Below are 12,554 nucleotides of genomic sequence, written 5' to 3'. Positions count from 1 at the left end.
CCGAATTGCTTGCCAAAATTGCAACGCCATACACTCTATATTTTCCATATATTTCCTTTTTTAATTTTTGAAACTACGCACAGTTTTTATGTGATATTAGTGATGCGAGGCGATATGAAACAAATTCTGTCCTTATTGCAACAATCAACTTTATAAAGAATTTTCTTAAGCAACCGTGGTAGATGGAGGGATACTGAATGGAAGTAGAAAAAGAGTTGTGCGAATCGTGGCGCGTATGGATTGACGAGGAAAATCACATTGTATCATTTCATACTATGGAAAACGGACTACCGTTAGAAATTACAAGCCGTGAACAATATCTCAAATTTATCGATGAATATGCCCAAAATCGCTACCGCTTTCAGTAGCCATCAAAAGCAAAAATTTTTGAAACCTAGCATTAAAATGATGTGATATTATAAGCGAAAGCAGCTTTCAAAGACAGTTAGGAGCCTTTCTTATGAGAGAAGATGCCATATTGCATAAAATGCAAACTGGTGATCCATCTGGGCTAGAATCGCTTATGGATATTTACATACCTTATGTGTCTACTGTGGTATGGAATATTCTTCGCGGTGCTATGTCCCAGGAGGACGGAGAGGAGGTCGTATCAGATGTATTTCTGGCTGCATGGCAGCAATCATCCGAATTGAAACCGGGTTTTGTAAAAGGATGGCTTGCTGCCGTTGCGAGAAATAAAGCAAAAAACAAGTTGCGGAAGATGGGAAAGACTCTTCCGCTAGAAGATGATTTTCTTGATATTCCCGGCCCCAATGATCCGCTGAATGATGTTGAGCAGGCCGAGGAGCAACAGCTCGTTCGTAAAGCAATCCAATCGTTGCCGGAACAAGATCAAGAGATTTTTTTACGATATTATTACTACGCTCAAACGATTCAAGAGATCTCCCTTAGCATGGCAATCAATGAATCAACCATCAAAACCAGGCTAAGAAGAGGTCGCGCAAAACTAAAAGAAATACTGACGAGGAAGGGATTTGTTAATGAAGCGTAATATTTCCGATTTGCTGGATTCATACCCGGTAGAGGGTTTGGATTTGGGCATTACTACTCCTTACTCCTCGTCACGGATTAAGGAGTTAACTATGAATAAAGTATCAATGAATAAACCGCGGAAACACATCCGTCCACTTCGTTTTTTGGCGGTTGCAGCAATCATTTCTACACTTACTGTTTCTGCATTGGCAGTTGGTCATGTACTCGGTGCGGGAGCGCTGCTTCAAAATTTCTTTGCTGAAAAGAATGGCTCTCTTTCGGATGGCCAGATTCAGATCATTGACCAGATGGGAAAGACTTTTGAGAATGGTGTAACCAGCAACGGCACAACTATTACACCTATTGCAGCTCTGGCCGACGAAAACGTTTACTATCTCCGTCTCCAGATCAAGGCACCGGAAGATGTGATTCTGCCTGATTATGATAGCAAGACAGATGGAAGCTACCAGCTTTTTGGGCCTGGTGAAGCATTGGAGCTTACCTTTGAGGATGGTGCATATTCCGATAGTGGTTACATCCTCAAATGTGATTGGCTCCCTGATGAAAATCCCCAGGATAATTTGAAAGAAGTTGTTATCTGGATTGGAGCTCAAACCGGAACCGATGTCCGTTTCAATGACGAGGTGTCCAAGCAGCTTACCCTTCATGGACTATGGCTTCAGACTCCCGAAAAGGAATATACTCAAATTCTGAGTGGAGAGTTTTCCTTCGACATTACCCTTTATAATGATACCGAGATACTCTCGCTGGATACGGCTGGCCTGACCTGGACGGATGAAGAATATGGATATACCAGTACGCTGGAGAACCTGACTCTTTCGCCTTTGAGCCTTACTTTCAGTTACTCCGCTACAGAACCTAACAACAACCGCATTGTTCCGTATGTCGGTCCCTTGGAAGTTGTCTTAAAGGACGGCTCCACAGTAGCTATTAGTGAGACTGCGGGTATGGAAGGCATGGAGTATTATGTGTTCGCTGCTCCGTTGGATCTGTCTCAGGTAGACTATGTGAAATACGGAAATCATCAAATCTCGATCGAAGCCAACTGACCTTTTGAGGGTATGTATATTTCGTCTGATAGATCCCGCCGATTAACGCAGAGACACGACGGAATAGAACCAGTAAAAAACGATCAACAAGGCTCACTGTGGGTTTGCTGCCCAATCTGTGGTGGAAAGACACGAACAAAAATATATGCAGATACTGTCCTTGTGAAATTCCCTCTTTACTGCCCGAAATGTAAAAAGGAAATCAGGGTAGATGTCGTACAACTGAAAATGGTAGTAAGCAAAGAGCCTGACACTTAGGCATGAAGAGCCTGCTTCCCCAATATAAGGGACGCAGGCTCTCTTTTTTATGATTAGCCAACCGTAGCAGCTGTTTTTGATCTCAATACCGACAGAATAGACTCTATCGCAGGTGCTAAAGCCTCTGCTTCTTCTTCGCTACATTCTTCTATCAAGAAGCGCAACCGGCGAATTGCTGGACTTTCACGACGCATTTCTGGATAGAAAATCTCTCTAGAGTCCATTTTCAACACACGTACAAGAGGGAAGAGCACTTCCATTTTAGGATTGCCTTTATAGTTCTCTATGTTCAGTACTGTACGCACATCAATATCTGCCGCTTCTGCAACTTGATTCTGGGTGAAACCAAGTTCAGCTCGCGCACGCTTTACTGCGTCGCCTAAAGGCCTAGAATAAGATTGCATTGTAATTCACCTCAAAAATATTTTACAATACACTCTTTTCTGACTAAATTCATCACAGTGCGCCTTTTTTAGGTATTACAATTCATTTGTTTGGTGAAGGGAGGTTTCGATGAATCCCAGGCCTCTTTGGTTTTCTGAGTTGTCGAATGTGAATTTCAATGTTGCATAGAAGTTCGGTACGGAAAACAAAGTGTACTGCGATTCATATCAAGAAAAAAGAAACGAGTTGAGTTTCGATGCCGCTCTCCACCTTCCCCCGTTCAGATTGCCATTCACCCCCTAACCATCTGAACGGAGGAATTACAAATGACGACCATCAATCTGAAAGACTTTTACCCGTGGTACACCCACGATGAATACACAGAGGTTTCTGACGAAGTGGCCGAGGAGCTCATGGCCAGCAGGCGGCGCGAAGCCGCCCATACGGAACGGGTGCGCTACAACAAGGCTTATTATTCCCTGGATTGTGACGATGGGATCGAATATTCCGCCTGCCTGCACGAGCCCAGCCCCCAGGAACTCATGGATCGCAAGGAGTTGTTCTTTCGTCTGTGGAACGCCCTCAATTCTCTGCAGGAGATCCAGGGGCGCCGCGTGGACGCCTATTTGATTCTGGGTAAAAGCTACCGTCAGATCGCCCGCGAAGAGGGCGTAGACAAAAGCGCCGTCCGGCACTCGGTGGAGAGCGGTATCAAGCAGATGAAAAAATATTTGCAGGAAAATTTCTAATTGCCATCTCCATTTGGCCCCTTTTTTCTGGTGGTATATGAGAGGAGGTTCCTCTCCGCAAATGGACACCGGGGCCCCGATATAGCGTTGGGGAGCTTAGCGGCGGGTGTCTGACACCAGCGCCGCAAGTGGGACAGGCCATCCCACGGCCACGATCCGCCGGGTCAGGCTGGCTACCTGGCCGTCCGGGCCGCCGCCCCTTTGCGCGGGGCCGTCGCGCCGAGTATTGCTGTCTAACGACAGGCCAAGGAAATGAGCGCGGCGGCCCCATCTTTAGACCTATGGACACTTTGTCCAGAAGTGAGGCAAGGAACAGGGCCAGCATCGGAAACGGTGCTGGCCCTGTTCCTTGCCCCACGGGACAACGGGGAGTTTGTTTATGTCAGTCCGTCCATGAGAGAGGAGGCCGTATATGCCAAAAGCAAATGCCGTTTTTGCCATTGATGGGTTTGAAATATCCGCCACCTTTGCAGAGTCGCAAAACACAGCGGCCATCGGGCAGGTCAAGCAGATTTTGCTTTCGTCCTTTGTGGCGCAGACCTCATCCCCCCGGCCTGGAGTCATCCTTGTCAAGCCCTCGGAACAGAGGGATAATAATGGTGGGGGTAGTCCTTATGCACCTTGACAAGTTCAAAAATCCTGCGTACAAAAAGCCTCTTTTCACCTGCCTAAATGACATTTGAAAGGATGGCTTATACATGGAAAATCAAATGATAACTGGCACTCGCGTTGATTGTTTATACCGGGTGTCTACCGATAAGCAGGTGGATCACAACGATAAAAACCAGGCCGACATTCCCATGCAGCGGAAAGCCTGCCACGCCTTTTGTGAGAAAATGGGCTGGACAATTGTTCACGAGGAACAGGAGGACGGCGTTTCCGGTCACAAGGTACGGGCGGAAAACCGGGACAAGCTGCAAATCATCAAGGAACGGGCCCGGCAGGGCAAGTTTGATATTCTGCTGGTGTTCATGTTTGACCGCATCGGGCGGATCGCGGATGAAACGCCCTTTGTGGTGGAATGGTTCGTCAAGAACGGCGTCCGGGTCTGGAGCACCCAGGAGGGCGAACAGCGGTTTGACAACCACACCGACAAACTCACCAACTACATCCGGTTCTGGCAAGCGGACGGTGAAAGCGAAAAAACCTCCATACGTACCAAAACCGCCCTGGGGCAGCTTGTGGAGGATGGAGGCTTTAAGGGCGGCGTCGCCCCCTATGGCTATGACCTTGTGAAAAGCGGGCGCGTGAATAAGCGCAAGCATGAGGTCTACGAGCTGGCTCTCAATGAAACCGAGGCCGCCGTTGTCCGCATTGTCTTTGACAAGTATGTGCATGAGGGCTATGGGGCCCAGCGAATCGCCACCCACCTGAATAACCAGGGCTACCGGGCCCGGAGCGGCAAGATGTGGCACCACGCCACCATCCGGGGCATCCTCTGTAACCTGACCTATACCGGCGTACTCCGCAGCGGGGAAAGCCGCTCCCCGGTGCTGCCCCACCTGCAAATCATAGAGCCGGAACTGTTTGAGGAGGCCCAGCGGATTCGTACTAACCGGGCCAATGAAACGGAGCGTACCGTTCCCCGCAACATCGCGGGCCAGTCGCTCTTGTCCGGGAATGTGTACTGCGGCCATTGTGGTGCCCGGCTCAACCTCACCACCAGCGGCAAGGCCTATCCCTGTAAAGAAGATCCCCACCGGGTAATCAAGCGGGTGCGGTACATCTGCTATGGCAAAACCCGCAAGCAGACTGACTGCGACGGGCAGACGGGCTACACGGCACATATCCTGGACAGGATCATCGACAAGCTGGTGCGGCAAATCTTTGAGCGCATGAAGGCAATCCCGAAAAGCGAGATTGTCAACGCTCGCTATCGGGAAAAGATGGAAGAACGAAAAAATCTGCTCCGCTCCATTCGGGTCGACTACACCAAGGCAGCCGATGAACTGGATATGCTCAAAGCGGAAGTCATCAAGGCTCTGCGAGGGGAAAGCACCTTTTCCAAAGACCTGCTAGGCTCTATGGTGTCCGAGGCTGAGGCCAAATGCACCGAACTACAAAAGCAGTTTGAGGACGCACAAGCCGCCTATGAGGAAGGGCAGACCGTTTTGCACTCCCTGGAGGAGCAGTACGACAATGTAATCTCCTGGGCAGATCTTTACGACACGGCCAGCCTGGAGGCAAAGAAAATGATCGTCAACTGCCTGATCCGCCGGGTGGAGGTCTATCGGGACTACAAGCTGCACATTGATTTCAACATTGACTTTGCACAGTTCAGCCTGGGGCTGGACATTGTGGAGATCGCCGCGTAAAAACAAAAGCCCATTCCCGGCAGGGAATAGGCAAAAGAAAAAACTTGCCTTGAAGTAAGACAAGTTATCTAAGAATACCCAGCGCATCCTATGGTGGAGATAAGCGGGATCGAACCGCTGACCTCTTGAATGCCATTCAAGCGCTCTCCCAGCTGAGCTATACCCCCATATAAGAGGATGCGCTGGGTATTTCTTATTCAGTTTTGTGTGGGGTGCTGGTACACGATTGTATCGGGCTCCCAGCTGAGCTATACCCCCAGATGTGGGAAAGTGCATTTATTAACTTTAACTTTTTTAAGTTCTCACAAGAGGGGTACGCAACCGTCAGGTTTGGGCTCCCAGCTGAGCTATACCCCCAGATGAGGAGAGTTGCCTTTAAGCAAATTTACTTTCGATATTCAATTTTCAAGCAATCCCAACAGGGGTAGGTACACGCTTGTACCGGGCTCCCAGCTGAGCTATACCCCCACATCAATATTCAGTTATAATTGGTGGAGATAAGCGGGATCGAACCGCTGACCTCTTGAATGCCATTCAAGCGCTCTCCCAGCTGAGCTATACCCCCATATTGGAACCGCTGCGCGCTGAAAAATATCCGCAGCGAACGCATATTATATTAGCACCTCGCGGGAGGGTTGTCAACAGAAAAATTTCTTTTTCCGGAAAAAACTGCGGTCCCGCTCCAGGATGGAGCGGGACCGCAGTCCTCAGCGGCCGATAGCGTCGTTGATGTTCCCGGCGGCGTCCTCTACGGCGCGGACTGCCTTCCGGGCGGCGGCTTTCATTTCCTTCTTTTTGGGAGCCATCGCCATGCCCAGAGCGGCGCCGGCGGCGGCGCCCATGCCAATGCCGGTTAAAAACGGGTGTTTTGACACAAGAATCATCCTCCTTTTCCATTGATATTGTACCCGGAAAAACCGAAAAATCCGTTGCTAAATCATGCATATCACGATATAATAACAACGACCGCCGCGGCGACTGCGGCGCGCAGAAGAAAAGAAGCGGAAGGGGCGGGGGGACCTGGTCCCTTTCTTTGTGTAACGAGGAAAGGTCGGGGAACGTGAAGCTATTGATCCGAAAGGGCCGCGTGGTGGACCCGGTGGGAGGCATCGGCGGCGTCATGGACATTCTCGTGGAGGACGGCCGGGTGGCGGTGATCGGCAGTGAGTTGACCGCGCCGTCCGCCCGGGTCATTGATGCGCGGGGGCTGACGGTATGCGCCGGACTGGTGGACATGCACGTCCACCTGCGGGAGCCCGGCTTTGAGTACAAGGAGACCATACAGACCGGCTGCCTGGCAGCCGCCAGGGGAGGGTTCACTTCCATCGCGCCCATGCCCAATACCCGCCCCGCCACCGACTGCCCCGAGCGCATCGCCCTGGTGCGGCAGAAGGCGGCGCAGGCCTGTGGGGTCCACGTGTGGCCCATCGGCGCAGTGACCTGGGGGCAGAAGGGACAGGCGCTCACCGATGCCGCCGCGCTGAAGAAAGCCGGAGCGGTGGCCCTGTCGGACGACGGGATGCCGGTGCAGAACGCCAACCTGCTGCGGGACGCCCTGATCCGGTGCAGACGGCAGGAGCTTACCATCCTGTCCCACTGTGAGGACGCCGATATGGTGAAAAATTACGCCGTCAATGAAGGCCGGGTCTCCCGGGCGCTGGGCCTGCCGGGCCGGCCCGCCATTGCGGAGGAGCTTCAGGTCATGCGGGACGCCATGCTGGCTGAGGAGACCGGAGCCGCCGTCCACATCTGCCACATCTCCACGGCCCGGTCGGTGGAGATCGTCCGGCAGTTTAAGAAAAAAGGAGTCCCCATCACCTGTGAGACCTGTCCTCAGTACTTCGCCCTGACCGAGGACGAGCTCCTGAGCCGGGGGACCCTGGCCCGGGTGAATCCGCCCCTGCGGACCCGGCTGGACGTGGAGGGGATTCTGGCGGGGCTGAAGGACGGCACCATCGACGTGATCGCCACCGACCACGCTCCCCACTCCGCCGAGGAGAAAGCCCGGCCTCTGCCCGAGGCCCCCAGCGGCATGGTGGGGCTGGAGACAGCTCTGGCTGTGACGCTCACCAGCCTTTACCACACCGGGGTGATGGACCTGTCGGACATCCTGCGCAAGATGACCATCAATCCGGCCTTTATTCTCCGCATCCCCAAGGGGCGGCTCAGTCTGGGCGGGGGAGCCGACTTCACCATTTTCGACCCGGACGAGGAGTGGACGGTGGACCCGGAGCAGTTTGCCTCCAAGGGCCGCAACACCCCCTTCGCCGGACGAACCCTGAAGGGCCGGGTCAAATACACCATCGTGGACGGAAAAATAATCTATCAGGAGGGCAAATAGATGTCGTTCGACGCACTACAGGAGAAGATCCGGGCGAAGAAAAATCCCACCGTGGCGGGGCTGGACCCCAAGCCGGAGCAGATCCCGCCCCATATCCTCAAAGCCAGCTATGAGACGTACGGCGAGACCCTCCAGGGGGCGGCCGAGGCCGTCTGGACGTTTAATCAGGGACTCATCGACGCTTTGTGCGACGTGGTGCCCGCCGTAAAGCCCCAGGCCGCCTACTACGAACGGCTGGGCTGGCGGGGCCTGGAGGTGATGGAGCGCACCATCGCCTATGCCCGGGAAAAGGACCTCTTTGTCATCGCCGACATCAAGCGGGGGGACATCGGCTCCACCGCCCAGGCCTACGCCGACGCCTGGCTGGGGGAAACCCGGGTGGGGGAGGCGTCCCACCCAGTGTTTAACGCCGACTGCGTCACGCTCAACGGCTATATGGGCTCCGACACCATCGAGCCCTTCGTGGAGGCCTGCAAGGCCGGGGACAAATGCCTGTTCCTGCTGGTCAAGACCTCCAACCCCGGCTCCGGGGAGCTGCAGAATATGGTGGCCGGGGACCGGCTGGTCTACAAGGTCATGGGGGACATGACCGCCAAGCTGGGGAAGGGCACCGAGGGCAGGTACGGCTTCCATCTGGCCGGGGCGGTGGTGGGGGCCACCTATCCCTCCGACATGCGGGAGCTGCGCAGACGTCTGGAGCACACCTTCTTTCTGGTGCCCGGCTACGGTGCCCAGGGCGGCACCGCCGAGGACGTGCAGTACGCCTTCAACAAATACGGCCACGGAGCCATCGTCAACGCCTCCCGGTCCATCATGTGTGCCTGGCAGAAGACCGGCAGGGACGGCACGGACTACCAGGAGGCGGCCAGAGCCGCCGCCGTGGCCATGCGGGACGACATCCGGAAGTATGTGACCATCGTATAGACGAAAAGCAAGCCCGACTGGGAGCGGTAAGCGCCCCTGATCATCTTTTATCCTGGAGGTGCCCCATGCCGATTCAAGCCCTCTGCACCGTGGCGGAAGCGGTGAAGCTCAATGCATTTGCCTTCTCCCTCACCCTGGACGTGGGGGAGGAGCTGGCCGGTCAGGTCTCCTGCGGCCAGTTTATCCACATCAAGTGTGGTCACTCCCGCCTGCTCCGGCGGCCCATCTCCATCTGCGACTGGATGGGGGACACCCTGCGGGTGGTCTTTGAGGTCCGGGGCGAGGGCACCGAGTGGCTCTCCCGCCGGAAGGCCGGCGACAAGCTGGACGTTCTGGGCCCCCTGGGCCGGGGCTTCGACGTGTCCGGGAAAAAGCTGCTGGTGGTGGGGGGCGGCATCGGCGTGCCCCCGCTGCTGGGCTGCGCCAAGTACGCCGCCTCCCGGGGCGGAGAAGTCCACGCCTGCCTGGGCTTCCGGGACGAGGGACATCTGATGCTCACCGGGGACTTTGCGGAATACTGCCGCTGCCTGCATGTCATCAGCGATGACGGTTCCACCGGCCGGAAGGGCTTCGTCACCGAGCTGGTGGAGGAATTCCTGGCCGCCGAAGCCTGTGCCGGGGACGCCTGCACCGCCTGCTGCGGCGCGCCGGCAAGGCCGGTGATCCTGGCCTGCGGCCCCAGACCCATGCTGAAAGGCGTGGCCGCCCTGGCGGAGCGGTACGGCGTGCCCTGCCAGGTCTCCCTGGAGGAGCGCATGGGCTGCGGCGTGGGGGCCTGCCTGGTCTGCGCCTGTAAGACGGCGGACGGCCGGATGAAGCATGTGTGCAAGGACGGCCCCGTCTTTGACAGCCGGGAGGTGGACTGGAATGACTGATCTGACCGTCACCCTGGCCGGGATGACGCTGAAAAACCCCGTGGTGGTGGCCTCCGGCACCTTCGGCTTCGGCCACGAGTACGGGGAGTTCTACGACCTGAGCGAACTGGGCGGCATCTGCATCAAGGGGCTGACTCCCCGGCGGCGGGAGGGCAACCCCGCCCCCCGCATTGCCGAGACCCCCATGGGTATCCTCAACTCCGTGGGGCTCCAGAACCCGGGGGTGGACGAATTCATCCGCGCCGAGCTGCCCTATCTGAAGCAGTTCGACACCCGAATCATCGCCAACATCTCGGGCGACACGCCTGAGGAGTACGGCGTCATGTGCGAAAAGCTGTCGGCGGCGGGGGTGGATATGATCGAGGTGAACATCTCCTGCCCCAACGTGAAGGCGGGCGGGCTGGCCTACGGCACCCGGCCGGAGCTGGCCGCCGAGGTCACCGGGATCGCCAAGGCCCACTCCGCCGTGCCCGTCATGGTCAAGCTGTCCCCCAACGTCACCGACGTCACCGAGATCGCCCGGGCGGTGGAGGGAGCGGGAGCCGACGCGGTGAGCCTCATCAACACCCTGCGGGGGATGCGCATCGATGTGAATACCCGCCGCCCCATTCTGAAGCAGAACACCGGCGGCCTGTCCGGCCCCGCCGTGCTGCCTGTGGCGGTGCGGATGGTCTGGGAGGTGTCCGGCGCGGTGCAGATCCCCGTGCTGGGCATGGGGGGCGTGGCCACGGCAGAGGACGCCGCCCAGCTCATGCTGGCGGGGGCCTCCGCCGTGGCGGTGGGCACCGCCTGCTTTGCCGACCCCTACGCGCCGCTGAAGGTCCGGGACGGCCTGGCGGCCCTCGCCGCCCGGCAGGGGCTGGAGCGGGTGTCTCAGCTCACCGGGGCGGTCAGACCCTGGTAGGAAAATCCACAAAGAAGTGAGCGTCAGACTATGACTCGAATGTATCTCGTCCGCCACGCGGAGGCGGAGGGCAACCTCTACCGCCGCATCCATGGCTGGTACGACAGCCTCATCACCGACAACGGCTACCGGCAGATCGCCGCCCTGGCCCACCGCTTTGAGGGCATCCCTGTGGACGCGGTCTACTCCAGCGACCTGTTCCGCACCCGCACCACCGCCGGGGCCATCTGCAAGCCCAAGGGCCTGGCCCTGACCACCCGGAAGGGGCTGCGGGAGATCCACCTGGGGGACTGGGAGGACCGGACCTGGGGCGAGGTGGCCCGGCTGGACCCGGCGGAGCTGGACCGCTTCAACCGCAACGCCCCGGAGTTTCGGGCCGAGGGGGGCGAGTCCTTCCGGGAGCTGCGGAGGCGGACCACCGCCTCGGTGCGGCAGCTCGTCCGGAACCACCCCGGCCAGACGGTGGCGGTGGTCTCCCACGGCACCGCCATCCGCAATCTGCTGGCCGCCTTCCAGAACATCCCGGAGGCCGACTCCGCCCGCCTGCCCCACAGCGACAACACCGCGGTCTCCCTGCTGGAATTTGACGGCGACGCAGTCCGGGTGGTCTTTCACGACGACGCCTCCCACCTGCCGGAGGAGATCTCCACCTTTGCCCGCCAGCGCTGGTGGAAGCAGGACAGCGGCTCCCGCGCCGACTCCAACCTGTGGTTCCGTCCCCTGGACATGGAGCGGGAGGGGGAGATCTACCGCCGGTGCCGGAGAGAGGCCTGGCTCAACATCCACGGCAGCCCCGCCCACTACGAGGAGGAGGGCTTTTATCAGGACGCCCTGGCCCAGTGGCGGTACGACCGCCGGGCGGTGACCTGCGCCATGCTGGGGGACGAGCTGGCGGGCCTGCTCCAGTTGGACCTCCAGCGCCACGCCGAGAAGGGCATCGGCTATATCCCCTTCGTCTATATGATGCCCAGCCACCGCAAGCAGGGCCTGGGGGTGCAGCTCCTGGGTCAGGCGGTGTCGGTCTACCGGCCCCTGGGGCGGCGGTACCTGCGCCTGCGCTGCGCGCCGGACAATCTGGTGGCCCAGCGGTTTTACAAGCGCTACGGCTTTTACCGGGTAGGCTCCGCCGAGGGGACACGGGTACCCCTGGACCTGCTGGAGAAGTCCATCGGGTATTAGGGGGCCAGCTCCAGGACCAACTGCCCGCCCAGACGGAAACCCCGGACAAAAAATTCCTCGCGGGAGACCTCCAGCAGGGCGCTGTGGGCGTCGATGAGGCGGACCAGCAGCTTGCGCTCCTCGGCGTCCAGCGCCCCGCGTAGGGCGTCCCAGGCGTTGGAAAACTCGTCCAGAGCGGGGAGATAGCCGGGGACCCGGGCGGCTTCATCATCTTGGTAGTCAAGCTTGCCGAAATAGAGGTCGCTGACAACGTGAGTATCCATATTGGATTCCCTCCCTATAAATAGACTAATTAGACCATGATTAGTATAATGGACTGATTGGTACATGTCAAGAGGTGGATGCCGTGAAATTTGAAGAAAGACTCAAGGCGCTGCGAAAGCAAGTCGGTGAGACCCAGCCTGAACTGGCAAAGGCGATTGGAATTTCGACAAAGCAAGTCGTTCGCTTTGAGCACGGCGAGCAGAAGCCCGGCTTCGACAACCTCTGGGCCCTGGCCGACCACTTCAAGGTGACGGTGGACTTCCTGATGGGCCGCACCGACGACCGATAGAGGCCGCCG

The 12,554-nt window shown here is 57.2% G+C and carries 16 protein-coding genes and 2 tRNA genes; 13 read left to right on the top strand and 5 right to left on the bottom strand.

The window, feature by feature from the left end:
- The first annotated feature begins 197 nt into the window (after nucleotides 1-197).
- From BN2154_RS16065 to BN2154_RS15340, 4 genes are all read left to right on the top strand, one after another.
- Nucleotides 198-368 (top strand): hypothetical protein, encoded by a 171-nt coding sequence (locus BN2154_RS16065; RefSeq protein WP_164475031.1) that lies wholly within the window; start codon nucleotides 198-200, stop codon nucleotides 366-368.
- Nucleotides 369-460: 92 nt separating this feature from the next.
- A complete protein-coding gene (locus tag BN2154_RS10160) occupies nucleotides 461-1,012 on the top strand; it encodes an RNA polymerase sigma factor (protein WP_050618675.1) in 552 nt (183 codons plus the stop codon).
- Nucleotides 1,002-2,063 (top strand): DUF4179 domain-containing protein, encoded by a 1,062-nt coding sequence (locus tag BN2154_RS10155; RefSeq protein ID WP_050618674.1) that lies wholly within the window; start codon nucleotides 1,002-1,004, stop codon nucleotides 2,061-2,063. The genes BN2154_RS10160 and BN2154_RS10155 overlap by 11 nt, the downstream gene beginning before the upstream one ends.
- Nucleotides 2,064-2,075: 12 nt before the next feature.
- On the top strand, nucleotides 2,076-2,321 hold the full coding sequence (locus BN2154_RS15340) for a cysteine-rich KTR domain-containing protein (RefSeq protein ID WP_094762461.1): 246 nt from the start codon (nucleotides 2,076-2,078) through the stop codon (nucleotides 2,319-2,321).
- 53 nt (nucleotides 2,322-2,374) lie between these two features.
- Here BN2154_RS15340 and BN2154_RS15335 read toward each other — a convergent pair whose 3' ends face one another.
- On the bottom strand, nucleotides 2,375-2,725 hold the full coding sequence (locus tag BN2154_RS15335; RefSeq protein ID WP_087271471.1) for a helix-turn-helix transcriptional regulator: 351 nt from the start codon (nucleotides 2,723-2,725) through the stop codon (nucleotides 2,375-2,377).
- A gap of 306 nt (nucleotides 2,726-3,031) precedes the next feature.
- Here BN2154_RS15335 and BN2154_RS10150 point away from each other — a divergent pair, with 306 nt between their 5' ends.
- From BN2154_RS10150 to BN2154_RS10140, 3 genes are all read left to right on the top strand, one after another.
- Nucleotides 3,032-3,454, top strand: coding sequence for a sigma-70 RNA polymerase sigma factor region 4 domain-containing protein (locus BN2154_RS10150; protein ID WP_050618673.1), 423 nt, complete (start codon nucleotides 3,032-3,034; stop codon nucleotides 3,452-3,454).
- Between the two features lie 412 nt (nucleotides 3,455-3,866).
- Nucleotides 3,867-4,079 carry a hypothetical protein gene (locus BN2154_RS10145; RefSeq protein ID WP_050618672.1) on the top strand — a complete coding sequence of 71 codons (213 nt, stop codon included), beginning with the start codon at nucleotides 3,867-3,869 and terminating at the stop codon, nucleotides 4,077-4,079.
- A 121-nt stretch (nucleotides 4,080-4,200) separates the two neighbouring features.
- The gene (locus BN2154_RS10140; protein ID WP_242853739.1) at nucleotides 4,201-5,769 is read left to right on the top strand and encodes a recombinase family protein; all 1,569 of its coding nucleotides are present in this window, start codon (nucleotides 4,201-4,203) and stop codon (nucleotides 5,767-5,769) included.
- Nucleotides 5,770-5,860: 91 nt separating this feature from the next.
- Here the strand turns inward: BN2154_RS10140 and BN2154_RS10135 are convergent.
- From BN2154_RS10135 to BN2154_RS16060, 3 genes are all read right to left on the bottom strand, one after another.
- Nucleotides 5,861-5,936, bottom strand: a tRNA-Ala gene (locus BN2154_RS10135).
- 322 nt (nucleotides 5,937-6,258) lie between these two features.
- Nucleotides 6,259-6,334, bottom strand: a tRNA-Ala gene (locus BN2154_RS10125).
- A 142-nt stretch (nucleotides 6,335-6,476) separates the two neighbouring features.
- Complete coding sequence (locus BN2154_RS16060) at nucleotides 6,477-6,644, bottom strand: hypothetical protein (RefSeq protein ID WP_195892334.1); 168 nt, start codon at nucleotides 6,642-6,644, stop codon at nucleotides 6,477-6,479.
- A gap of 185 nt (nucleotides 6,645-6,829) precedes the next feature.
- Between BN2154_RS16060 and BN2154_RS10120 the strand changes: the two genes are divergently transcribed.
- From BN2154_RS10120 to BN2154_RS10100, 5 genes are all read left to right on the top strand, one after another.
- Nucleotides 6,830-8,110 (top strand): dihydroorotase, encoded by a 1,281-nt coding sequence (locus BN2154_RS10120; RefSeq protein ID WP_050618670.1) that lies wholly within the window; start codon nucleotides 6,830-6,832, stop codon nucleotides 8,108-8,110.
- Complete coding sequence (pyrF, locus tag BN2154_RS10115; RefSeq protein WP_050618669.1) at nucleotides 8,111-9,034, top strand: orotidine-5'-phosphate decarboxylase; 924 nt, start codon at nucleotides 8,111-8,113, stop codon at nucleotides 9,032-9,034. It begins immediately after the preceding gene.
- 65 nt (nucleotides 9,035-9,099) lie between these two features.
- Nucleotides 9,100-9,909, top strand: coding sequence for a dihydroorotate dehydrogenase electron transfer subunit (locus BN2154_RS10110; protein ID WP_050618668.1), 810 nt, complete (start codon nucleotides 9,100-9,102; stop codon nucleotides 9,907-9,909).
- Nucleotides 9,902-10,813, top strand: a complete 912-nt coding sequence (locus BN2154_RS10105) for a dihydroorotate dehydrogenase (protein ID WP_050618667.1) — start codon at nucleotides 9,902-9,904, stop codon at nucleotides 10,811-10,813. The genes BN2154_RS10110 and BN2154_RS10105 overlap by 8 nt, the downstream gene beginning before the upstream one ends.
- Before the next feature lie 30 nt (nucleotides 10,814-10,843).
- Nucleotides 10,844-11,992 carry a bifunctional histidine phosphatase family protein/GNAT family N-acetyltransferase gene (locus BN2154_RS10100; RefSeq protein WP_050618666.1) on the top strand — a complete coding sequence of 383 codons (1,149 nt, stop codon included), beginning with the start codon at nucleotides 10,844-10,846 and terminating at the stop codon, nucleotides 11,990-11,992.
- Here the strand turns inward: BN2154_RS10100 and BN2154_RS10095 are convergent.
- Entirely contained in the window at nucleotides 11,989-12,255 is a 267-nt protein-coding gene (locus BN2154_RS10095; protein WP_050618665.1) for a DUF6809 family protein, read from the bottom strand. The two genes, BN2154_RS10100 and BN2154_RS10095, sit on opposite strands and share 4 nt — an antisense overlap.
- An 83-nt stretch (nucleotides 12,256-12,338) precedes the next feature.
- On the opposite strand from BN2154_RS10095, the gene BN2154_RS10090 reads away from it, so the two are divergent.
- Nucleotides 12,339-12,545, top strand: a complete 207-nt coding sequence (locus BN2154_RS10090; protein ID WP_050618664.1) for a helix-turn-helix domain-containing protein — start codon at nucleotides 12,339-12,341, stop codon at nucleotides 12,543-12,545.
- Nucleotides 12,546-12,554: the final 9 nt, after the last annotated feature.

Source organism: Intestinimonas massiliensis (ex Afouda et al. 2020) (genome assembly GCF_001244995.1).
Taxonomy (GTDB): Bacteria; Bacillota; Clostridia; order Oscillospirales; family Oscillospiraceae; genus Intestinimonas; species Intestinimonas massiliensis.
The sequence above is the reverse complement of the archived record's forward strand: the minus strand, read 5'-3'. Positions and strand labels throughout refer to the sequence as shown.

What these genes read in the sequence shown, in the direction of transcription:
- BN2154_RS10145 (WP_050618672.1), top strand. Translation starts at nt 3,867, where the DNA reads ATGCCAAAAGCAAATGCCGTTTTTGCCATTGATGGGTTTGAAATATCC.
- BN2154_RS15335 (WP_087271471.1), bottom strand. Translation starts at nt 2,725, where the DNA reads ATGCAATCTTATTCTAGGCCTTTAGGCGACGCAGTAAAGCGTGCGCGA.
- BN2154_RS16065 (WP_164475031.1), top strand. Translation starts at nt 198, where the DNA reads ATGGAAGTAGAAAAAGAGTTGTGCGAATCGTGGCGCGTATGGATTGAC.
- BN2154_RS10110 (WP_050618668.1), top strand. Translation starts at nt 9,100, where the DNA reads ATGCCGATTCAAGCCCTCTGCACCGTGGCGGAAGCGGTGAAGCTCAAT.
- BN2154_RS10150 (WP_050618673.1), top strand. Translation starts at nt 3,032, where the DNA reads ATGACGACCATCAATCTGAAAGACTTTTACCCGTGGTACACCCACGAT.
- BN2154_RS10155 (WP_050618674.1), top strand. Translation starts at nt 1,002, where the DNA reads ATGAAGCGTAATATTTCCGATTTGCTGGATTCATACCCGGTAGAGGGT.
- BN2154_RS10095 (WP_050618665.1), bottom strand. Translation starts at nt 12,255, where the DNA reads ATGGATACTCACGTTGTCAGCGACCTCTATTTCGGCAAGCTTGACTAC.
- BN2154_RS10105 (WP_050618667.1), top strand. Translation starts at nt 9,902, where the DNA reads ATGACTGATCTGACCGTCACCCTGGCCGGGATGACGCTGAAAAACCCC.
- BN2154_RS15340 (WP_094762461.1), top strand. Translation starts at nt 2,076, where the DNA reads ATGTATATTTCGTCTGATAGATCCCGCCGATTAACGCAGAGACACGAC.
- pyrF (WP_050618669.1), top strand. Translation starts at nt 8,111, where the DNA reads ATGTCGTTCGACGCACTACAGGAGAAGATCCGGGCGAAGAAAAATCCC.
- BN2154_RS10100 (WP_050618666.1), top strand. Translation starts at nt 10,844, where the DNA reads ATGACTCGAATGTATCTCGTCCGCCACGCGGAGGCGGAGGGCAACCTC.
- BN2154_RS10160 (WP_050618675.1), top strand. Translation starts at nt 461, where the DNA reads ATGAGAGAAGATGCCATATTGCATAAAATGCAAACTGGTGATCCATCT.